General features: G+C 63.4%; 23 protein-coding genes. 13 read left to right on the forward strand and 10 right to left on the reverse strand.

From position 1 onward, the window contains the following. Positions 1 to 227: 227 nt before the first annotated feature. Positions 228 to 1058 (reverse strand): alpha/beta fold hydrolase, encoded by an 831-nt coding sequence (locus AC0L3J_RS21820; protein WP_247402863.1) that lies wholly within the window; start codon positions 1056 to 1058, stop codon positions 228 to 230. Between the two features lie 154 nt (positions 1059 to 1212). Next, on the reverse strand, positions 1213 to 3009 hold the full coding sequence (locus AC0L3J_RS21825; RefSeq protein WP_473348265.1) for a ShlB/FhaC/HecB family hemolysin secretion/activation protein: 1797 nt from the start codon (positions 3007 to 3009) through the stop codon (positions 1213 to 1215). Between the two features lie 129 nt (positions 3010 to 3138). Here AC0L3J_RS21825 and AC0L3J_RS21830 point away from each other — a divergent pair, with 129 nt between their 5' ends. Continuing rightward, positions 3139 to 4419, forward strand: coding sequence for a FecR family protein (locus AC0L3J_RS21830; RefSeq protein WP_473348266.1), 1281 nt, complete (start codon positions 3139 to 3141; stop codon positions 4417 to 4419). A 59-nt stretch (positions 4420 to 4478) separates the two neighbouring features. Next, positions 4479 to 7220 carry an EAL domain-containing protein gene (locus AC0L3J_RS21835; protein WP_473348267.1) on the forward strand — a complete coding sequence of 914 codons (2742 nt, stop codon included), beginning with the start codon at positions 4479 to 4481 and terminating at the stop codon, positions 7218 to 7220. A 12-nt stretch (positions 7221 to 7232) separates the two neighbouring features. Here AC0L3J_RS21835 and AC0L3J_RS21840 read toward each other — a convergent pair whose 3' ends face one another. Beyond that, on the reverse strand, positions 7233 to 7517 hold the full coding sequence (locus AC0L3J_RS21840; protein ID WP_007612789.1) for a hypothetical protein: 285 nt from the start codon (positions 7515 to 7517) through the stop codon (positions 7233 to 7235). Positions 7518 to 7760: 243 nt separating this feature from the next. Between AC0L3J_RS21840 and rocF the strand changes: the two genes are divergently transcribed. The 4 genes from rocF to AC0L3J_RS21860 all read left to right on the forward strand — a co-directional run bounded on the left by rocF (position 7761) and on the right by AC0L3J_RS21860 (position 11094). Next, positions 7761 to 8738: an arginase gene (gene rocF, locus AC0L3J_RS21845; RefSeq protein ID WP_473348268.1), complete on the forward strand. Its 978-nt coding sequence runs from the start codon at positions 7761 to 7763 to the stop codon at positions 8736 to 8738. 161 nt (positions 8739 to 8899) lie between these two features. Continuing rightward, positions 8900 to 10171: a sulfite dehydrogenase gene (gene soxC, locus AC0L3J_RS21850; protein WP_473348269.1), complete on the forward strand. Its 1272-nt coding sequence runs from the start codon at positions 8900 to 8902 to the stop codon at positions 10169 to 10171. Next, complete coding sequence (locus AC0L3J_RS21855; RefSeq protein WP_473348270.1) at positions 10158 to 10700, forward strand: c-type cytochrome; 543 nt, start codon at positions 10158 to 10160, stop codon at positions 10698 to 10700. The genes soxC and AC0L3J_RS21855 overlap by 14 nt, the downstream gene beginning before the upstream one ends. Before the next feature lie 97 nt (positions 10701 to 10797). After that, a complete protein-coding gene (locus AC0L3J_RS21860) occupies positions 10798 to 11094 on the forward strand; it encodes a hypothetical protein (RefSeq protein ID WP_007601505.1) in 297 nt (98 codons plus the stop codon). Between the two features lie 5 nt (positions 11095 to 11099). Here AC0L3J_RS21860 and AC0L3J_RS21865 read toward each other — a convergent pair whose 3' ends face one another. Beyond that, positions 11100 to 12314: a mandelate racemase/muconate lactonizing enzyme family protein gene (locus AC0L3J_RS21865; protein WP_473348271.1), complete on the reverse strand. Its 1215-nt coding sequence runs from the start codon at positions 12312 to 12314 to the stop codon at positions 11100 to 11102. 174 nt (positions 12315 to 12488) lie between these two features. Between AC0L3J_RS21865 and AC0L3J_RS21870 the strand changes: the two genes are divergently transcribed. Next, the gene (locus tag AC0L3J_RS21870) at positions 12489 to 12677 is read left to right on the forward strand and encodes a hypothetical protein (RefSeq protein WP_473348272.1); all 189 of its coding nucleotides are present in this window, start codon (positions 12489 to 12491) and stop codon (positions 12675 to 12677) included. A 154-nt stretch (positions 12678 to 12831) separates the two neighbouring features. Here the strand turns inward: AC0L3J_RS21870 and AC0L3J_RS21875 are convergent, their stop codons facing one another. Beyond that, positions 12832 to 14118: an NRAMP family divalent metal transporter gene (locus AC0L3J_RS21875; RefSeq protein WP_473348273.1), complete on the reverse strand. Its 1287-nt coding sequence runs from the start codon at positions 14116 to 14118 to the stop codon at positions 12832 to 12834. Between the two features lie 280 nt (positions 14119 to 14398). Continuing rightward, positions 14399 to 14584 (reverse strand): hypothetical protein, encoded by a 186-nt coding sequence (locus tag AC0L3J_RS21880; protein ID WP_007612773.1) that lies wholly within the window; start codon positions 14582 to 14584, stop codon positions 14399 to 14401. 260 nt (positions 14585 to 14844) lie between these two features. On the opposite strand from AC0L3J_RS21880, the gene AC0L3J_RS21885 reads away from it, so the two are divergent. The 3 genes from AC0L3J_RS21885 (at position 14845) to AC0L3J_RS21895 (ending at position 15724) form a co-directional block, all read left to right on the forward strand. Beyond that, entirely contained in the window at positions 14845 to 15135 is a 291-nt protein-coding gene (locus tag AC0L3J_RS21885; protein WP_456768909.1) for a hypothetical protein, read from the forward strand. Between the two features lie 90 nt (positions 15136 to 15225). After that, positions 15226 to 15402 carry a hypothetical protein gene (locus AC0L3J_RS21890; RefSeq protein ID WP_456768910.1) on the forward strand — a complete coding sequence of 59 codons (177 nt, stop codon included), beginning with the start codon at positions 15226 to 15228 and terminating at the stop codon, positions 15400 to 15402. A gap of 130 nt (positions 15403 to 15532) precedes the next feature. After that, positions 15533 to 15724, forward strand: a complete 192-nt coding sequence (locus tag AC0L3J_RS21895; protein ID WP_473348274.1) for a hypothetical protein — start codon at positions 15533 to 15535, stop codon at positions 15722 to 15724. A 19-nt stretch (positions 15725 to 15743) separates the two neighbouring features. On the opposite strand, the gene AC0L3J_RS21900 is transcribed toward AC0L3J_RS21895, so the two are convergent. Beyond that, positions 15744 to 16514 carry an EAL domain-containing protein gene (locus tag AC0L3J_RS21900; RefSeq protein ID WP_456768912.1) on the reverse strand — a complete coding sequence of 257 codons (771 nt, stop codon included), beginning with the start codon at positions 16512 to 16514 and terminating at the stop codon, positions 15744 to 15746. A 629-nt stretch (positions 16515 to 17143) separates the two neighbouring features. Here AC0L3J_RS21900 and AC0L3J_RS21905 point away from each other — a divergent pair. Next, positions 17144 to 17392 (forward strand): hypothetical protein, encoded by a 249-nt coding sequence (locus tag AC0L3J_RS21905; RefSeq protein ID WP_456768913.1) that lies wholly within the window; start codon positions 17144 to 17146, stop codon positions 17390 to 17392. Positions 17393 to 17520: 128 nt separating this feature from the next. Here AC0L3J_RS21905 and AC0L3J_RS21910 read toward each other — a convergent pair whose 3' ends face one another. Beyond that, on the reverse strand, positions 17521 to 18081 hold the full coding sequence (locus AC0L3J_RS21910) for a hypothetical protein (protein ID WP_027566625.1): 561 nt from the start codon (positions 18079 to 18081) through the stop codon (positions 17521 to 17523). 321 nt (positions 18082 to 18402) lie between these two features. Here AC0L3J_RS21910 and AC0L3J_RS21915 point away from each other — a divergent pair, with 321 nt between their 5' ends. Next, positions 18403 to 18672, forward strand: a complete 270-nt coding sequence (locus AC0L3J_RS21915; protein ID WP_456768914.1) for a DUF6894 family protein — start codon at positions 18403 to 18405, stop codon at positions 18670 to 18672. On the opposite strand, the gene AC0L3J_RS21920 is transcribed toward AC0L3J_RS21915, so the two are convergent. Together AC0L3J_RS21920 and AC0L3J_RS21925 are read right to left on the reverse strand one after the other, a co-directional pair. Then, complete coding sequence (locus AC0L3J_RS21920) at positions 18666 to 18872, reverse strand: hypothetical protein (protein ID WP_456768915.1); 207 nt, start codon at positions 18870 to 18872, stop codon at positions 18666 to 18668. The two genes, AC0L3J_RS21915 and AC0L3J_RS21920, sit on opposite strands and share 7 nt — an antisense overlap. After that, a complete protein-coding gene (locus AC0L3J_RS21925) occupies positions 18869 to 19069 on the reverse strand; it encodes a hypothetical protein (protein ID WP_456768916.1) in 201 nt (66 codons plus the stop codon). The genes AC0L3J_RS21920 and AC0L3J_RS21925 overlap by 4 nt, the downstream gene beginning before the upstream one ends. A 675-nt stretch (positions 19070 to 19744) precedes the next feature. Between AC0L3J_RS21925 and AC0L3J_RS21930 the strand changes: the two genes are divergently transcribed. Then, positions 19745 to 20110 (forward strand): TDT family transporter, encoded by a 366-nt coding sequence (locus AC0L3J_RS21930; protein WP_456768917.1) that lies wholly within the window; start codon positions 19745 to 19747, stop codon positions 20108 to 20110. Positions 20111 to 20367: the final 257 nt, after the last annotated feature.

The raw sequence follows: 20367 nt of genomic DNA on the forward strand, positions 1-20367 counted from the left end.
CGAGAGGTCGATGCGGGCGATGATCGACCGCAGCAGCTTGCGGGCCGAACGATAGAGATGCCGGGCGAATCTCGGCGTCCTTGCCGCAGGCAGGACAAAGCTTGTCGTAGCGAGTCTTTTCGTATCAAGGCTTTCGATGGAGTGCGACACGTGCCTCTCCGAGATGGCGAGGCTCTTTCTAGCGTGGTCAGCTCGCGACAGCCTTGATCTGCCGCAAAGGGGACGGACTAATAGTCGCCGGGGTTCATGATCATCGGGCTTCGTGTGTCAGCCGGGGCGAGCGCGCTGCTGGCGCTGTCGCGCAGGAAGCGGTCGAGTGTCGCCTGGATCTTCTCCTTGACCGCATCGGGACCGCGATCGCTCATCTCGGTATGCTGTGCGCCAGTGTGGATAATGTCGATGCCGCGCGCCTTGGCCTCTTCCGGCGTCGGCAGCACGCCGGGATCGGTTACGAAATGCGGATCCTTCGAGCGGAACGACAGGATCTTCATGTTGTCGCTAAGCACGAAAGGCACTCGCAGATTGTCCAGCGTGATCACTTTCGACACCAGCTCCGGGTGCTGATGGGCGACATACATCGAAACGTCGCCACCGTTGGAATGTCCGACGAGCGTGATGTGGTCGTAGTCGGCGTTCTCCTGCCGCCGCTTCAACTCGCCCAAGGTGAAGAGGATGTTGGCCTCGCAGCGGATATAGACCTCGCGCCGGCCGACATATTGCTGGCCGGCCTTGGTCATCAGCGGCGGATCGCTCGGCAGATCCTGCTGGATGCTGGCGACGAGATAACCGCGTGCGGCGAGCACGTTGGCGAGGAAGGAATATTCGGTGGCCTTGACGGTATTGCCGTTGCTGATGATGGCGAGCGGGAGCTTCCAGAGGCCGAGATTGGCCTTGGTCTCGTAATCGCGTCGTACAGCGATTTCGACCGCAATCGGCCGCTGGCGCGCGGCGTCGAACAGGGTCAAAACCTCATGGCGGATCGCGAACCGGCTGACGACGAAATACTGGCCGACGCCGAGGACGCAGAGAAACGCCAGAACAGCAAAAACCTTTTTCATGGTTCCGTCTCAAATCACTCTTGACTGAACATGGCCATTGGGAACTCCCGGATCGAGCGATCGTGAGCAGGTTACGGGATTAAATTTAGGCAAGTCTGTGAGCCGCGCCCCAAAGAGCCGCATGCCCGGGGCCATAGCGCGAAGGACAAGGGGTTTACAGACAGCCGCCCTTGCCGCGTTCGGGGCAGAGCCGCAGCGCGCTTGACAGAGTAAACAGGAAGCGGGGGCTGCGGCGGTCGTTGTCGGGCGCCCGGTAGCTCAGGGGGACGGCCACGCCGAGATCGGCCTGGAAATCGTCCGGCAGGAAGAACCGCACGCCAGCTCCGGCCGAGGTCAGCGACAGGCCGTCGTTCAGGCGGTAACCGTCGTTCCAGACGGCGCCAGCGTCGCCGAAGGCATAGAGCTGATAGCCGGTCCAGTAGCGGTAGTTGAGCTTCTGGTCGAAGCGCAGTTCGAGTGAGCCGGCAAGACCGTTGTCCCCGCTGATCTCTGCTGCGCCATAGCCGCGCCCGAAGGCAGCGCCACCGACATAGAATTGCTGCGAGGTGAACAGCGGCCGTGACGCCGTCTGGCTCGCAGCGGAAAGCTTGAGCGACCAGACGTCGTTGAGCGTCTGGTAGCGCGTGAACCAGAGGTTCAGCACCGAGAAGTTCGATGACGCGCCATCGCGCGACAAAAGATCGTCGTCGAAATGCGAGGCACCGAAGATGTCGAGGCCCTGGCGGTAGGTCAGCGTCGCGAAATTGGTGCCGCCGAACTGGTCCTGAAGCCGGTAGTCGGCGGTCAGGCTCACGGTCCTGATGTGGTCGTTGTACCAGGGGCCGTAAAGGTCATGCTCGGACACGTTGCTGAAGGTCGTCGCTGCGGTCAGGGTCAACGAGGAGGATTGCGACTGCAATGGGACGATGCTGGCACGCAGCTCGAACGCCTCGGTCGTGGTGATGTCGCTGTCGAGGCGGCGGGCATCGCCCGGCCTGACCGCGCTGTACAGGACGGACCCGCCGAGACGCACACCGTCGACACCGACCGGTGCATCGTAGGACAGCCGTGCGAAGCCAAGCTGGCGGGGGTCGTTGGCGATGGTCGATAGATTGACCGCCAGCGTGTCGCCGGGCGTAAGATAGGAGTTGAACGCGCCGGTCGCATAGGTCTGCCACGGACCAACTGATGATGAGCCGAGATTGTCCAGACCGAACGACGAGAAGACGTGCCAGGTCTTCAAATAGACGATGAGGCGGAATCGGCCGGTTGCAGTGCCGACCTCCTCCAGTGCGGTATCGGTGATCCGGACGCCAGGTCTGCCGTTGATGAGAAAGAGCTGACGTTCCAGCGTTGCCAGGCGCGACGGTTGCTCAGCCAGAACCGGCCCAAGCATCGGTCGCACGCCGAACTGCTCGGCGCCGTCGCCTTTCAGTTCGGCCTGCACGATAGCGCCTTCGACCACCTGGATCCGGAGCAGGCCGTCGGCAATGTCCTGCGGCGGCACGATCGCGCGGCTCAAGTGAAAACCATCGGCCCGGTAGAGATCGCTGATAGCGCCGGCGATCGCGGCGAGATCGGCCTGCGAAACCTTCTTGCCGACATAGGGCTGATAGACCGCGGCGATGCGATCGGGGGAAACGGCCCGGGCTCCGCTGACGTTGATGCCGCGCAGCACGAACTGAGGCTTGGTATCGCCGCCGGTGTTGGGCTGGCCGACTGTCGGCAGCCTGACCGGAGGGCGGGTCAGCGATTCCCGCTCGGTTTGGTTTTCAAAATATTTCTCAGGCTGGCGCGGATCGAAGCCCGGCTGGTTCGCCTGCTGTGCGAAAGCCTGAGGAACTCCCGTGAAAAAAGGGGCTAACAGCGCCAATGTGGTAACGAGATGCCGCTTCCCGACGCGCGCGACGCGACCGTCCCCGTAGTTTGACGGAGATGTGCCCCTGATGCGGTAAGGGTTCGTTAGCCACATGATTTTTCATAGTTTTTTATGGTCAATGAACCGTTAACGCGACCGCTCCGCTGGCCGCTTCCCGCTAATCCTATGTTGAGTGATTTCGGATACCCCTCAGGCTGGCTGTAACGCGGACTGAGGATCGTCATGCTGAGCAAAATTGGAATGCGGTGCGCCTTCGCGGCTGCGCTGAGCCTGGGAACGGCTTGCGGCGCATCCGCCGCCGACGATGGCGTCTGGTCGGTCGGCAAAGCCACCGGCGAGGTCTGGGTCGCCACCAGCGGCGCGCAGCAGGTCTCGTTGAATCAGCAGGAGGCGCTCAAGCCCGGCGACACCATTCGCACCGGGCGTAATGGCCGCGTGCTGCTCGTCCGCGGCGAGGAGACGATCCTGATCTCTCCCAACTCGGTGGTCGGCTTGCCGACCGAGAGCAAGGAGGGCCTCTCGACCACCATCATCCAGCAGGCAGGTTCGATCCTGCTCGAGGTCGAGAAGCGCAACGTCAAGCATTTCGAGGTCGAGACGCCCTATCTGGCCGCTGTCGTGAAGGGAACGCAGTTCAGCGTCACCGTGAATGCGGGCAGCACCAAGGTCGGCGTGCTTCGCGGCCAGGTCGAGGTCTCCGACTTCAAGACGGGACAGATCGCCCAGGTCCTGCCGGGGCAGGCCGCCACCGTCTTTGAGCATGGCAAGCCTGGTCTCAGCCTGAGCGGCGCCGGGACCTTCAATCCGATCGAGCACGGCAAGCCTCGCGCCTCGAGCATCGAGCGCGTCCCCGTGCCGAAATCGGGCCTGCCGGCGCCGCGCAACGGGGCGAATGGCCACATGATCCATGCGCTCGGGCCGATCGACAAGGGGACCAAGGCGGCCGGCGCGCTCAAGCCATCGCAACAGGCGGCTGGAGCTCACGCGTCCAAGGGCGGTGCTGCAAAGCCCGGCGTCGTACGCATCTCGAACTCGCTCGGCGAAGTCAAGCTGAACGTCCACAAGGTCACGCATGGGCTCGCCCATGGCGGCGGTGCCCCCGGACAAGTGCGCAACGCGCACGCCAGCACCGAGACGGTCTGGAGCGACTCGAAAGCGAGCACAAACGCATCCAACAGCACCGTCCAGACTGCGGTCACCACGAGCAGCGGCGTGACGGCTGGCAGCACCAGCTCGTCGGCTGCGAGCACGACAATAGCCGCGACCACGGCCGGTGCGTCCAGCGACGGCTCTGGCGGCGGCAGCGGAAATTCCGGTGGCAAGACCAACCCCGGCAACGGCAACTCCGGTAACGGCAATTCCGGCAATGGGAATTCCGGCAACGGTAACGGCAACAACGGTGCCACCGGTAACGGCAGGGGCAACAACGGTAACGGCAACGGCAATGGCGGCGGAAACGGCAGCAATGGCCACGGCAATGCCTTTGGCCACAACAAGCACTGAGGCGATTTCCTGGGGATGAGGGGGCGCAACCGCAGAAGCGGGTGCGCGGGAGGATCGGAGTGAAGCGCTATCGTCCGCATATTCTAGTCGTGGCCGCACTGGCGATCGTGCTGTCCACGGGGTGGCATGGTGCGCTTCGCAACGCGCTGACCGACCTGCGGTTCACATGGCAATCGCGTGCCGCGAGCGGCAACGTCGTCGTGGTGGCCATCGACGCGCCCTCAATCGACCAGATCGGGGTTTGGCCTTGGCCGCGCCGGCTGCACGCGGAACTGTTGCACAGGTTAGAGGCCGCGGGGGCGCAGGACATCGCTTTCGACGTCGATTTCAGCTCGCCATCGGATCCGGCCTCCGACGAGGCTTTCGTCAACGCGCTGCGTGAGGCCGGCGGCTCGACCATCCTGCCGTCCTTCAAGCAGCCGGCGCCGAATGGCGGCGCAGCTCACATCAATCGCCCCCTGAAGCCGTTCGGCAACCAGTCGTGGCCCGCGCTGGTCAATGTCGCCATCGAATCCGACGGGCTCGTTCGCCGATATCCGTTCGGCGAGAAGCTCGGCGATGCCCTGATGCCGTCGATGGCCGTCGTGCTGGCCGGGCAGGACGCCAATCGGCGGCCGCCGTTCCTGATCGATTTCAGCATTCGGGCGGGCTCCGTTCCGAGTGTCTCCTATGTCGACGTGCTCCGCGGCAACACGGCCACTCTCGACAAGCTGAGAGACAAGAAGGTCATCATTGGTGCGACGGCGCTCGAACTCGGCGACCGCTTCAGCGTTCCTAACGGGCGCATCATCTCCGGACCCATCCTCCAGGCGCTGGCCGCGGAATCGATCCTGCAGAACCGGATGCTGCGCTGGACTTCCGATACCGGAATGATCCTGGGTCTCGCGGTGATCTGCCTGCTGATGGTGTATTCGTGGCGCCGCTTCGCATCGGGAATTCGCGTCGCAATCCTGATCTCGGCCGGGGCGGCCTTCGAGCTGGTTGCGGTCCTCGTGCAGGCAAGATGGCCCTTCATCATCGACACATCGCTGTTCCACATCGCGATTGTCGCTTATCTGACGGCAATCGCACTCGACGAAATCGATTTCCGCGGTCTGCTGGGGCGCATCGCCGAAAGCCGCTTTCATCGTATCGCGATGTCGCTCGGCGATGGCCTCGTCTGCACCGACGAAGGTCAGCTGATCACCGTGTGGAATCCCGGCGCCAGTGCGATCTTCGGCTATATGCCCGCCGAGATCATCGGACGCCCGTTCGAAACGCTGTGCGCCGTGCCAGTGGACGGTGACGCGAGGCCGTCCATGCGCGACGCCGCGCGCCAGGCCCTCCTGGTCCCAGGCGGGGCGGTCGTCGTCGAGTTCGAAGGCCGGCGCAAGAACGGTGAAACTTTCCCGGTCGAGGCGAGCTTCTCGGGCTGGCAGGGAACGGACGGCTTCCAGTATGGAGCCATCCTGCGCGATATCTCGGTCCGTAAGCGCGAGGCCGAACGCGTCAGATATCTCGCCGAGTACGACGCGCTGACCGGTCTGGCCAACCGCAACACGCTGCATGCCAGACTGGTCGGCAAGATCGCGGATGCGGGGCAGCGCCCTTGCGAGGTCGCGCTGCTCGTGATCGGGCTCGACGGCTTCCAGAGCATCAACGACATGCTCGGCCATTCCGCCGGAGATCTCGTGCTGCAGGCCGTCGCTGGTCGGCTGAAAGCCGAGGCGCGCGAAGGCGCTGTCGTTGCCCGGCTTAGCGGAGACGAATTCGCCATTGCGCGCAAAGGCGGCGATGGCGACGAGCCGATCGCAGAATTCGCCGAGCGCATCGCGCGCGCGTTCGAAGCGCCGCTTGCGACGGGCACGCGGCAGCATCGCGTCAGGATCAGCATCGGCGTCGCGGTCCATCCGGAAGGCGGACACAGCGCCGACGATCTCCTGAGCAACGGCCATCTTGCGCTGACCAAGGCAAAGCTGACGCGGCGCGGCGGTTATGTGGTCTTCGAGAGCGCGATCCGGCAGGAGCTGGAAAACCGGCTGACGCTCGAGAGCGAATTGGCGCTTGCCGCGGACCGGGGCGAGTTCGAGCTGTTCTACCAGCCCCAGGTTCGCCTGGTCGACGCCAGCTTGGTCGGAGCCGAAGCGCTCATCCGTTGGCGGCATCCCGTGCGCGGCTACGTTTCGCCGGGAGAGTTCATGCCGGTGGTCAACAGCTCAGCCCTGTCCGAGCGGATCGGAAACTGGGTGATGGAGACCGCCTGCCGGCAGGCACGCGCCTGGGAATTGTCCGGCGACAGAGTGCGGGTCGCGATCAATTTGTCGCCCTCGCAGATCCACTCCGGCGATCTCGCGCATTCGGTTGCGGGGATGCTCGAAGCGACGGGGCTCACGCCGTCGCTGCTCGAGCTCGAGGTCACCGAGGACATCCTGCTTCATGACGAAGCCCGCGTGCTCGACATGTTCAAACGCATCCAGCAGCTCGGCGTCCGCGTTCTGTTCGACGATTTCGGCACTGGCTATGCGAGCCTGAGCTATCTGAAGAAGTTTCCGCTCGACGGGCTCAAGATCGACCGGTCGTTCGTGCTCGGTCTGCTCGCGGACTCCGACGATGCCGCGATCGTCGGGTCGACCATCGGCCTCAGCAAACAGCTCGGACTGACGGTCGTGGCCGAGGGCATCGAAAACCGCGCTACGGCCGACTTCCTGGTGAGCATGGGATGCGAGGAAGGCCAGGGCTATTTCTTCGGCCGTCCGATGCCGGCGGAAGCGTTCGAGCGGCAATTCCTCGCAGCCGAGTGCGCCGCCGTAAGTGCGGCCTGAACATCCGTTGCTCTAGCGCCGACGCGCGACCGCTACGCCGAACAGGAAAGCAACGAACAGGCTGGCGAGCGGCGCTTCGCGCGTGATCGCAGCGACGGTCGCGAGGGGCCGGCCCGGCTTTCGCGCTTCGTCGATAGCGGAGGTCATGCGGTCGACAGCTGCATGCAGGCCACCCGCGACTTCACCGATGGTGCGGGATACGTCCGTCGCGGCATCGATGGCGCGCTCGGCCATGCCGGGATGTGAGGTGGACTGCGGGATCTCCGTGCTCAAGTGCGCGACCTCCGGGCTGATCATATGACGGAGGCCGATACCTTTGGCTATCCGCGCGAGCGCTCGTTCTGAACAGCGGGTCAGATGACCTTTGGCTATCCGCGACAGGCGCCGTGGTTTTTACGGCGGGTACCGGCCTTGAATGAGCAATTCGGCGCGCGGGCTTTTGTTCCGAAACGATGCGCCCCTGCGCGGACTGCCCCCGTGAAACGACGGATGCGAATCTCTGTTAGGCTGGCTCAATCTTGCTGATCTCAGGAGACAGCTGTGACCGACCGGACCACGACGGATCGAGCCCGGCGCATCGCCTTGCTCGGCGCTCCCATCGACATGGGGGCTTCGCAGCGCGGTACCCTGATGGGCCCTGCGGCGCTCCGCACCGCCGGCCTTGCGACGCTGCTCGAGAGCCTGGATTTCGAGGTCGTCGATTTCGGCGATCTCTCGGTGGCCGAGCTCCGGGACCTCACAGACAGGCCCCCGGACAAAGCCAATCACTACCGCGAAATCCAGCGATGGACGCGCGTGCTGAGCCGCAGAGGCTACGAAATCGCGAAAACCGGCGGGCTGCCGATTTTCCTCGGCGGCGATCACACGCTGTCGATGGGATCGGTGAATGCCATGGCCCGTCACTGGCAGGAGCGCGGACGCGAACTGTTCGTGCTCTGGCTTGATGCCCACGCCGACTATAACACACCAGAGACGACGATCACTGCCAACATGCACGGCATGTCGGCGGCATTCCTTTGCGGCGAACCCGGCCTCGACGGATTGCTGGGCGACGATCCGCGCGCCTCGATCGATCCCGACAGGCTCGACCTGTTCGGCGCGCGCTCGATCGACAAGCTCGAAAAGGAGTTGATGCGCTCGCGCCGGATCAGGGTTGTCGACATGCGCCAGATCGACGAATTCGGCGTCGCCGTGCTGATCCGCCGCGTCATAGAGCGCGTCAGGGCCAGCAACGGCGTACTGCATGTCAGCTTCGACGTCGATTTTCTCGACCCCTGCGTCGCACCTGGCGTGGGCACGACGGTGCCGGGTGGAGCGACCTATCGCGAGGCGCATCTGATCATGGAGCTCCTGCACGATTCCGGCGTAGTCGGTTCAGTCGACATCGTCGAGCTCAATCCGTTCCTCGACGAGCGTGGCCGCACCGCGCGCACGGCGGTCGAACTGATCGGCAGCCTGTTCGGCCAGCAGATCGCCGACCGGCCGACCCCGAGCAATGCGATCGCGCCGGGCGAGTGACGGACGAGCCGTTTGTGCGTTGCGAAGAAGAGAACTGCCGTCGCCGCTACCGGATTTAGATCAGTCCAGATCGAAATCGCCTGTTTTTGAAACAGGTGCGAATTGCAAATGCTCGTCGCAGAATGTTTCATGCGGGTCGCGCTTCAACCGAGGATCCGCAAATGAGCCGCACGTTCGACGCCGCCGACAAACCTGCGGGGACGACCCGCCGCCGCTTTCTGCGCGGCAGTGCTGCGGTGGCGGGTGGTACGGTCCTGAGCGCCGGCGCATCGGTTGCCGCCGGAACCGACAACCTTCCACCCAACATTCCCGAATGGATGAAGGTGCCCGGCGAACCGACGGGGGGCCAGCTCTATGGCGCGCCATCGTCGTTCGAGAAGGGCGTCGTCAAGAACATCTCGAAGACTCTCAAGCAGTACATCTCGGCCTCCAGCCGGACGCCGTTGCAGGAGCTCGACGGCATCATCACGCCGAACGGACTGTTCTACGAGCGGCATCATGGCGGCGTTCCGACCATCGATCCGGCCCAGCACCGGTTGATGCTGCACGGGCTGGTCGAGCGCCCGCTGATCTTCACAATGGACGATCTCAAGCGTTTCCCGTCGGAATCGCGCGTCCACTTTCTCGAATGCTCCGGCAATCCCGGCTACAGCAAGCCTTACGGCAAGACAGCGTCGGACCTTGTGGGTCTGGTGAGTTGTGCAGAATGGACCGGCGTCAGCCTCAAGCTGGTGCTGCAAGAGGCCGGGCTGAAGCCGGAAGCCAAATGGGTCGTTGCCGAGGGCGCCGATGCGGCTGCGCTGACCCGCAGCATCCCGATCGAGAAATGCCTGGAGGACGCCATGCTGGTCTACAGCCAGAACGGGGAGCGGCTGCGCCCGCAGCAGGGCTATCCGCTGCGGCTGTTCCTGCCGGGCTTCGAGGGCAATATGAGCGTGAAGTGGCTGCGCCGCCTGCATGTGGCGGCTGAGCCGGTTTATTCGCGCGAGGAGACCTCGAAATACACCGACCTTCTGCCGGACGGCACAGCGCGTGAATTTTCGTTCTACATGGAGGCGAAGTCGATCATTACACGGCCCTCCGGCGGCCAACGTCTGAGCGCGCCCGGCTTCCACGAGATCACCGGCATCGCCTGGAGCGGGCATGGCAAGATCGCGCGCGTCGAAGTGTCCGTCGACGAGGGAAAAAGTTGGCAAAGCGCGCAATTGCAGGAGCCGGTGCTGACGCGTGCTCTCACGCGCTTCCGTTTGCCGTGGCGATGGGACGGCAAGCCTGCCGTGATTCAGAGCCGTGCCATCGACGAGACCGGCTATGTGCAGCCGACGCTCTCCGAGTTGCTCGCGGTGCGCGGCGAGAACTATTTCTACCACAACAACGCGATCTGGCCGTGGCGCATCGCGGCCGACGGCGAGGTGACCAATGCCCTGGCGTGAGACTTGCGGCATTGCTGTCGTCATCTTGCTGTGTGCGTTCGCGAGCGGAGCGCAAGCACAAAGCCTGTACGGCCTCGGACGCCCCGCGACAGCTGCGGAGATCGTTGGCTGGAATATCGACATCGGACGCGACGGCAGCAATCTGCCGAAGGGAAGTGGCTCGGTCAGCCATGGGCGCGAGGTGTTCGCCCAGCAATGTGCATCATGTCACGGCGACAAGGGCGAGGGCGGGCTCGGTGACCGGCTCGTCGGCGGGCAGGGCACGATCGCAACGCCAAAGCCGATCCGCACGGTCGGTAGCTATTGGCCGTATGCGCCGACGCTGTTCGACTACATCCGCCGCGCGATGCCGCAGAACGCGCCGCAATCGCTGAGCGATGAGGAGGTTTATGCGGTCTCCGCGTACATCCTGAACCTGAATGGACTGGTAGGAGCGGATGCGACGCTCGATGCCAAATCGCTCGCGGCTGTCAAAATGCCGAACCGCGACCGGTTCGTCGGCGATACCCGGCCGGATGTGAAACACTGAATGCCTTGTGGCCCTCAGGTTCCCCGCTTGGAACTTGCGTTGGCCAAGGGCGGAACTCGCAGGACCCGATTGCATTAACCTGTGAGAGGAAAAACCTATGGATTCCACGATGGCAACGGACCGCTTCGCAAATTCCATGTCCTCAGCGCTTCGCCATCCCGGCGTGATCGCGTTGATTGTGGCCGCGGTGACGATTGCTGCGATGCTCATCGTCGATCACGGACCATGGAATCGGGCCAAGACGCAGCCAGCCCACGTTGCGATGTACGCAACCACTGGCGAGGCCGCACGCGCCGCAGGTGCCAAAATTCTCCCGACCGAACCGAAATCACCGATCGAGCCGGCGCGGCCGGGGCCAAAGACGTCCCCGACCGTCAATCCAGTGACGCCGTAAGATGCTCAGCCCTTGCGGCCGTAGTTGAGCAATCCGCCGCTGGTCTTCGGCGGATGCGCGCGAAGGGCTTCCTCGTTCGGATCGGTGCCCCAGCCGGGCCGGTCCGGAATGACCAGATGGCCGTTCTGAATTTCAGGCTCATGCGTGAAAAGCTCGCGGTCCCACGCCAGGCGATCGATGTCGATCTCCATGATGCGCAGGTTCGGCACGGCGGCGCAGAAATGCGCGTTCATCATCGAGCAAAGATGACCGTAGAAATTATGCGGCGCAACGTTGACTTCGAACGCTTCCGCAGCGGCTGCGATCTTCATCGACTGCCAGACGCCGTTCCAGGGCGTGTCGATGATTGCGACGTCCATGGCCTGTTCGCGGAAATAGGGCAGGAATTCGCGCAAGCCCAATAGCGTCTCGCAGGACGAGATCGGATGCGGACTTTGCCTGCGGATGTAACCGAGCGCTTCCGGATTGAAACTGTCGATCTCGATCCAGAACATGTCGAGGTCCGCAATGGTGCGCAGGATCTCCAGATAGCCCTCGGTCTTGGCGTTGAAGTTGCAGTCTAACAGGATGTCGACATCAGGGCCTGCACCGTCGCGGATCACTTCCAGATGCATGCGCAGGTCGCGCAGGATCTTGCGATCGACGTTGATTTCGGGGGCGAAGGGCGAGCCGAAGCCCGGTCGCCAACCGGTTGGCTTGCCGTCGTCGTAGGAGAAAATGTTGGTTTTGAGTGCGGTGAACTTGTTCTCGCGGACCTCGCGTCCCATTGCCTTGACGCCGTCGAGGTTCTCGATCGGCGGTTTGTACCAGGACGGATGATTGATCCGCCACGTCGCGCAATGCGACCAATAGACCCTGACACGGTCGCGGATCTTGCCGCCGAGCAGTTCGTAGCAGGGCACACCGAGACACTTTGCCTTGGCATCGAGCAGCGCATTCTCGATCGCGCCGAGCGCCTGCGCCACCACGCCGCCGGCGGCGGGACGCGTGGCTGCAAACAGCTCGGCGTAGATGCGCTCGTGCCGGAAGACGTTCTGCCCGACGACGCGGGCGGACAGGCGCTGGATCGCAGCGCCGACGCCAGGCGAGCCGAAGCCCTCGTCGAACTCGCTCCATCCGACGATGCCGTCCTCGGTCGTCAGCTTGACGAAGTGATAGTTTCTCCAGCCGGCGTCGCAGGCGAGAATTTCGAGACTCGTTGCTTTCGACGATTTGGTCATGTCGCTCCCTGTGACCCGGCTGGGTCCTTTTTTGTTTTGGCCGGCTCGCAAGCCCCGCTCCAGCCGCAACTGTTAAGCTAATGGCCCTGCGCAGTGAAGCCCGGGCAGCTGCGCCGGGGGCGCTTTGCCGCCTTTCTTCGGCGGGAAAGTCGGGGGAATCCGGTGGGGACAGCCATGATCTTTCCCGGGATCGTCCTGAAAAGGGACCATGCTTTGACGTTTTTGGCCACAATCGGGATCGACCCTCCGGCCATGAAATTTCTGGCTGTGATTTCGATCCTGGCGCTGCTCACGATGGGTGGAGCCGCCATTTCCGATCAGTTTCTGACGGCCGATCAGCACGCCGCGCACGGGGTTGAATAGCGCGGCGGGCGGAGATGCTATTTGTCTTGGGGGAGACAGTGATGCTTTCGATCGACCAATTCCTGCGCTTCATCAGCGTGCCGGCCGTGTTCGCGGCCCTCGTCATCGCCTCGCAGATATCGGCCGCCTTGTCGCAAGGTTAGTGAAAGGCTGGTCAGCCGATCGCGGACGCGCCGAGCAAAGCGAGCACGGCCAGCGCCATCAGCGCGGTGCCGAGCCAGCCCAGCGCGACGAGCCATGAGCTGCCCTTGAAGCGGCCCATGATCGCCTTGCTCGACACGATCAGCATCATCATGGCCATGATCGGAACGGCGACGATGCCGTTGAGCACGGCGCTCCAGACCAGCATGTGGATCGAATCGATCCCGGTGAACCCTAGGCCGAAGCCGATCGCGGTCGCCGCGGCGATGATGGTGTAGAAGCCGACCGCCTCGTCGGGCTTCGCCTCCAGCGTCGCGCGCCAGCCGAAGATCTCCGCGACGCCGTAAGCGGCCGAGCCCGCCAGCACCGGAATCGCGAGCAGGCCGGTGCCGATGATGCCGGTCGCGAACAGGGCGAAGGTGAAGTCGCCGGCGAGCGGCCGCAGTGCTTCGGCGGCCTCCGTCGCCGAATTGATGTTGGTGACGCCATTCGCGTGCAGCACCGAGGCGGTGGTGAGGATGATGAAGAAGGCGATGCCGTTGGAGAGCAGCATGCCGGAGAGGGTGTCGGCCCGGATGCGCGCCAGCTCCGGACTGCCGCCGCGCTTCAGCTCGCGCAGCGGCTTGTCGCGCTTGCCCTGGTTCATCTCCTCGACCTCCTGCGAGGCCTGCCAGAAGAACAGATACGGGCTGATCGTGGTGCCGAGCACGGCGACGACCATCATGAAATAATCGGCGCTGACATTCGTCTTCGGCCACACCGCCGCGAGCAGCGCCGTGCTCCACGGGATCTCGACCGTGAAGGCGGTCGCGACATAGGCGAACAGCGCCAAGGTGAGAAATTTCAGCACCGGCGAATAGCGCCGATAGGGCAGGAACACCTGCAGCAGGGTCGAGCCCGCCGCGAAGATCAGCGCGTGCTCGTGGTTGAGGCCGCCGATTACCAGCGAGAGCGCCTCCGCCATCGCCGCGATGTCGGCGGCGATGTTGAAGGTGTTGGCGGCGACGAGCATGGCGACGAGCGACAGCACCGCCCAGCGCGGCGCGATCTGCATGATGTTGGCGGCGAGCCCCTTGCCGGTGACGCGGCCGATCCGGGCGCTGACGAGCTGGATGGCGATCATGAACGGCGTGGTCAGAAACACCGTCCAGAGCAGTCCGTAACCGAATTGCGCGCCGGCCTGCGAATAGGTGGCGATGCCGGACGGATCGTCGTCGGCGGCCCCGGTGACGAGACCCGGTCCCAGCCTCTGCAATAGCGTCGGCGCGGATTTCGTGGGGGTGAGGGCATCGTCGGTCATGACAGGAGGGGTCCGGTCGGTCGCGTCCTTCACAAATGCTAATGATGGAACAAGGTTCCCGGGCCAGCGGCAACGGGCTCCTCGCTGATTTCTGATAAAGCTAATCGCCTTTGACTCGTCGGGCAAAACACCTGTATAAGTGCATCATCGCAGAATATTCGGTGTCGCCTTCGCATCCCCGGCGCGACCGGCCCGCCATGGAGACCGTCGCGCAGTCCGCAGTCCGCAACCCGCGCACGGACACGGCGAGACGTTTGTCCCCCAAGCGCGTGCGTCGGGATTACTTGATGCTGACGAACATGCCCCAGGCGCCGGCCAGCGCGGCGCCGGAAAAGACGATCAGCGGGTTGTCGCAGAACGCGCTGCCATAGGTGCACATGGTAACGCCGAACGAGCCGATCTCGTGATGGCTCGCGGAGTAGAACAGTCCCGACAGCACCAGCAACGCGGCGGCGACGACATACATCGACGATCTCTCCGAGCCATCCCCGTTGCGTCTGTCGCAAGGGACATGTTCCAGCATGGCGCGAACCCCTTGCATCCTGCCGAATCCGCCCTGCTGCATTTGAACTAAAGTCGATCTTTCCCGCGAGATGCTGTCGTCGTCAGCTGCAGACCGTGCGCAATCTGCACGTGTGATCGGAATCGGAACAGCTGCGCGGGAACTCCGGGACGTGCTCTTCATTAAGAAACATGAACAGTTGGACCAATCCAGGGGAGTGGCCCATGGGAGCCGAGCGGATGCACCCTCCGCGGTACTGGCGGATGCGGGCGGAAGAATTCCGCACCAAGGCCGACAATTGCGAATACCCCGAGACGCGGGACGTGCTGCGCAAGGTGGCGGAAAATTACGACGAGCTGGCCCGCCGCGCCGCGCGCATCTGCACACTCGAGAGCCTGGACGAACTGCGGGGGGGGGACCCGTCAACACCAAGCCGGCTTGATCGTTCAGGACAAGCCCGCTTGATGGTTCAGGACGAAGCCGACGACAAGCGCGCGCGATCATGGGGCGCCTAGGCCCTCGCTTCCAAGAGAAGCACCGCCCGCGCCATTGGAACGAATGTCCACTTTGGCACTTAGGAACTCAGTCCTCCAATGAGGAATGAGATGAGCAGTGAACAGCAAGGCCCGGCAACGAGGCCGGATCAGCATTTCAAGCCGGGGCCGGCCTGCCCCAAATGCGAGAGGGGCACGCGCTGCCTGACCTCGATCTTCGACGTGAGGCGCGATTGCTCGATCGTGATCTATCGCTGCGACTCGTGCCGCGAGGACGTCTGGATCTGAGCGAGCGCCGTCGTCGGCCCATCTGCGGGACGCCCCATCGCAGATCTCAGAACAACGTCCGATAGGAACTTCGCCTGTTGCGCTCGCTTGTCGCCTGCATCGACCACGCAAGGCGAGACAGCTTCCGACCATGCAATCACGCTACCCGTTGTTGAAGAAGTGGACAGCGGAAGAGCACGAGCGGCTGAAGGCGTTGGCCGAAGCCGGCTGGCGGCCGGACGCGATCGCCGGCGAGCTTGGTCGCAGCGAAGCCGCCGTGAGGGTGCGCGCCTGGCAGCACGGCATCGCGCTGCGGCTCGTCACGCAGAAGCGCGGACCCTGAAAACGGCCCGCCTCTCTCGTCAAATGGCGACTGAAACATCCAGCCGCTGGAGTCCCGCAACCTGCGGCAGCGACATGAAGCCCGGTTTGGCGAAATAGTAACCCTGGAACAGCGCGATCCCGGCGGCTCGCAAGGAAGTGAGCTCGGCCTCGCTCTCGACGCCTTCGGCCAGCACGGTGATGTCGAGCTCGCGCGCGATCGCGGCCACCGCGGAGACGATCACCTGCTTGGGATGGCTGAGCTGAATGTCTCGCACGAGCTCCATGTCGATCTTGATCAGGTTCGGCTGCAACCGGGCGAGCAGGCTGAGGCCGGCATAGCCCGCGCCGAAATCGTCCAGTGCGGTCCAGAACCCGAATTCCTTGTAGGCGCGGACGATGTTTTCGATATGCGCCGGATCTGACATCCGCTCGTTCTCGGTGAACTCGAACATCAGCTTCGAGGTCGGAAAGCTCGCGCGCCGCGCGGCCTCCAGCGATTTCTGGATGCAGGCGCGCGGCTCGTACACCGCGTTCGGCAGGAAGTTGATCGAGAGCCGCGCCTCCGGGTCGTCGAACAGCGCGCCTGCGGTTTCGATCGCCAGCACGCGGGCGGCCTGGTCGAAGCGGTAGAGCTGCTGGTCGGTGAGCTGGCTGAGGACGCTATGCGCACTTTCGCCGTTCGGACCGCGCACCAGGGCCTCATAGCCCCAGATCCGGTGTTCGACGACATTGACGATCGGCTGAAACGCCATCTTGAACTGGAACGGGAGCTCGGTCCCGTCGGCACATCCCGCACATTTCACAGCCATCACGCGAACCCCACGTCCTCTCAAGCGCCGCGGGAAAAACTAGGTGGCAGGCGTTAAGGAACAGCGAAGAGCAGAACGATAGAAACCTCCTGCTCTGTCCCGCGTTTGCGCGCATGGCGAACCGAGACAGCAGGCAGCGGCCGATGTGTGCCGCGTGCAACAAGCCCATGACATTCATCGACGCGGTCAGTTCACCCGAGGGGGCGATTGCCATCTTCCGGTGTTCCGGCTGCAACAAGCTGTCCTGGGAGAAGCCGATGCGAGACCAGAACGCGGGCTCGGGTTGAATTTTCGCGGGCGGAGAAACGGCCCCAGCCCGGGGGGGCGAGCTGAGGCCGTTGGGGAGGTGCCGGTCGTGCATCCGGACCGACGCCCGAATAACTTCTTCATCCCAAAAGCTGTTCCTAATTTGCTGGCGCGCCCCCGACGAAACACGCCTGAAACAGTGCTGAAACCAGATAGTCTCGAACGCCCCGCCCGCTGGCCCCGACCAACCTAGCGAAAAGGAGATCATCATGATCGAGGTTGGTTCGAAGGAAGAAGTCGCGTTCTTGCTGGCGCTGTTCGGCACTCACACCCAGCCGGTCAAGCGGCCGGCGAAATCGCGGCAGGCGTGAGGCGCTGATCCCATGCCAGGTTTGGCCGAATGCCAGAGCCTCTTGCGGCTTCTGATCGCAAGGGGCGACCCGAAGGCCATCCCGCTCGCAAAGGGCGCCATCGATCAATATCTGAACACGGCGCCGGTCTGCATGCGTGGCCGCGGGCTGCGCGTGCTCCAGCGCGACGCGCTCGACCAGCATGGGACCGCGGTCGGCGTGCAGCGCTCGTTCGCCGAAACGGTGGATGCCTATATCGTCGGGAAGCTTGCGGAGGAGTGAAGGGCCGAATGTCGTTTCGCCCCTGTCGCTTCGCACCTGTCGCTTTCGCTTCAAGGAAAGACACGAACGCGGCAAGCGATGCTGCCGCGTTCGATTTGGTCATCGTATCCTGAGCCCGGCTCCCGCGATTACTGGGTCGGCGGCAGCACGGCCTGCGTGGTCTGCTGCGGCAGGTTGGTGTAGGTCGCGCTTTCCTTGGTGCAGATATCCCTGAACACCACGACGCCGGCCTGCGGATATTCCTTCACGAGGCAGTTGCAGTTGTTGTTGACCACCGGAGCGGGCGCAGCCGCTGCGACCGGTGCCGCAACCACGGTGGCGGGCCGCTGCACGACGACCGTCTTTTCCACCACCTGCGGCGTCGGAACGTACACCGGCCTGTTCACGACCACCGGATACTGGACCGGCCGGACCACGACCTGCGGCGGGATATAGACCGGCGGCGCGGGCCGCGGATAGACGACGACCTGGGGCATCGGCCGGGGGCCGGGATAGACGACCGGGCGCTGGCCGCCGTTGCCGCCATAGCCGTTGAAATGGGGACCGAATTGGGGCCGGGCCTGCGGCGCGTTGCCATACTGTCCGTTCTCGCCCCAGCCGGCCTGCGCCGAGCTGCTCGCAACGCCTGCCGCAACACTGGCCAACACGATCGCTGCCGCCATCTTCGTGATCATCAAGGTCTTCGTCATGGTCCACCTGTCTGGTTGTTTGTTTTGTCTCATGCCGTCGTCGTGGGATGAGTGATAGGCGGACATGGCGCGTGCTTCCGTGACGCCGCGCACACAGCAGGCGAAATCCTCCTTCGTTGGAATGAGAGAGGACGGGGGAGCGGCGGCGCGGTCGGCGCTCGTGGCCTGCCGGATCGACCTGAGATGGGTACACGCAGGCGAATTGCAGGCGCCGGTCGGGAAACTCTGGGTTCCCGGAACCTGTTGATTCCACCAGATTTTTTCGCCGCCGCCGGAAACCCTTTGGCCGTTTCGGACCTGTTACGGGCAAAGGATGCTGCAATGCCCCGATATTATTTCGACCTGCGCGACGACACCGGTGTAGCGCTCGACGAGGAAGGGTTGGAGCTGGCCAGCGCGCGCGCCGTTCAGGCGGAGGCCGCCAAGTCGGTCGCGGACATGGCGCGCGATGCCATCCTCTCCGCGCCGCCCGCGGGCGGCAGGCAGACCATGGCGATCGACGTTCGCGATGCCAGGGGTCCCGTGATGCAGGTCAAGTTCTCGTTCGCGTTCGAGACCTTCAGGCCGCCCTCGACATCACGCGATCATTGACGCGTGAGAAAGTCCGGCGGGAATGACTCGGGCTCGAGCACGGCGATCTTGCGGCCGAGCTGCCAGACCTCGACCTTGCCGTGCCGCGTGAACTGCTGCGCGAAGGTGAGGGCGTTCGCATCGGAGGCGGCCTCGAACGCTTCGGCGGAGCGGAACACGCCGTTGTCGCCGACCAGATAGGCGCGATATTGTAGGGTCATGACGGTGCCCTCAGCCCTGGCGATTGCAGCCAGGCGTCGATGTGCATGGCGGTCTCGTCCTGCCGCGCCCTGCGCAGCAGCATCTCGCGGCGGCGCCCCGGCGCGAGCATGCGCGCCTCTTCGCGCAGCCGCGCGGCCTCCTCGGCGAGCCGTTCGGTGAGTGTCGTGGTCTGCTTGAAACGTCGGCGCTTCTGCATGGCATGTCCATCGTGCGAGCAGGCGGGAGCGCAACCCCGGCGTCATTGCCGATCGATGCCGAGTGAGGCGCGGTGATGGGTCAAGCGTAGGCCGCCGGTTTCGCGCCGTCTGTGTCATTTGCTAGTTTGTTTGGAAGAATCTTTCGGGCCGATGGCGGCCGGTTTGAGCGGGTGGAGCGGCTTACTCATTTTGCGGTGCGGGAGATTGGCGACTTGCACTTGGATGCGAACTACTTGGACGCGTCTTCGCATCGGCTCGAGCAGCAGCGCCGCCACGGCCGATGGGTGCGCATCTTCGAAGTGGATTTTTCAAGATGAAGCTGAAGCCCCGAGAAGCTGGCGCCAGCTAAGAAGCAATAGAAAAGCCCGAGAAATCATCTCGGGCTTTCCTTATGAGGCCTCGGCCATCGGCTTTTTAGCGGCTTGGGTCAGAAGGCCCGAGCGTGTGAAGCCGTGTGCCTCAGCGTATTTATCGATCTGGTCTAACACATTGCGGGGAGGGTGACGTTTACGCGAATTGCAGAGCTGAGAGAGGCGGTCCGATCCGATGATCGTCGCCGAAATCTCCCGTTTTCCGACGCTTTGAGCTATCGCCGCAACTCAAGTTAAACCAAGCCTGTCAGCGAGAAATTCACTCACGTTCTCTACCTGGGGGCGAATGATAAGGAGGTGTAGGTGGGCTGGAAGCTTTTTGCACTCTTAAACCTATTGTTCATGTGTTGGCTTATCACCAGCCCGGCGGCCACCCCTCATAGCTTGCAGGAGATGGTGGTTCAGGTGCTGGTGACCATCGGTCTTGTGCTGATGGCTTTCAAGATCAACGTACTTCCTCGCAGGTTCTGGCGCGGATTCGCTTGCGCCTATGTCGCGTATTCTTTTGGGGTGCTGGCGGCAAACGTTTGTGTGATCCTCTATCAGCATGATCAGGTCGACGGCGAAGCTGTGCTCGGATACGCCCTCTGGAATTTCGCTGTCGGCTGCGGACTTTGGCAAAATGGCTCAAGCCCCGATCAGCAAGGGAATGCACAGCTCGTCGGCTGAGATTTAGGGCAAGATGCAGCCAACGCGCTGCCGTCTTGCCAACCGATGTCCGTTCCTGGCCTTAGCCGACATGCTCATCAGCTTGTTATGACATCCGATAACCGTCCCTAACGGACACCAGAGCCATGATGCATAGTCGGTGCAGGTCATACTAAACTGTCGGGGCAGCTCAATCCTGGGGACTCATACCGTGCAGATTACGCTACCCGAAACGGACCTCAAATTAGCCCAGAGCCTCCTAACCATTGAACTCAAGG

The organism is Bradyrhizobium sp. Kon37 (assembly GCF_055807535.1).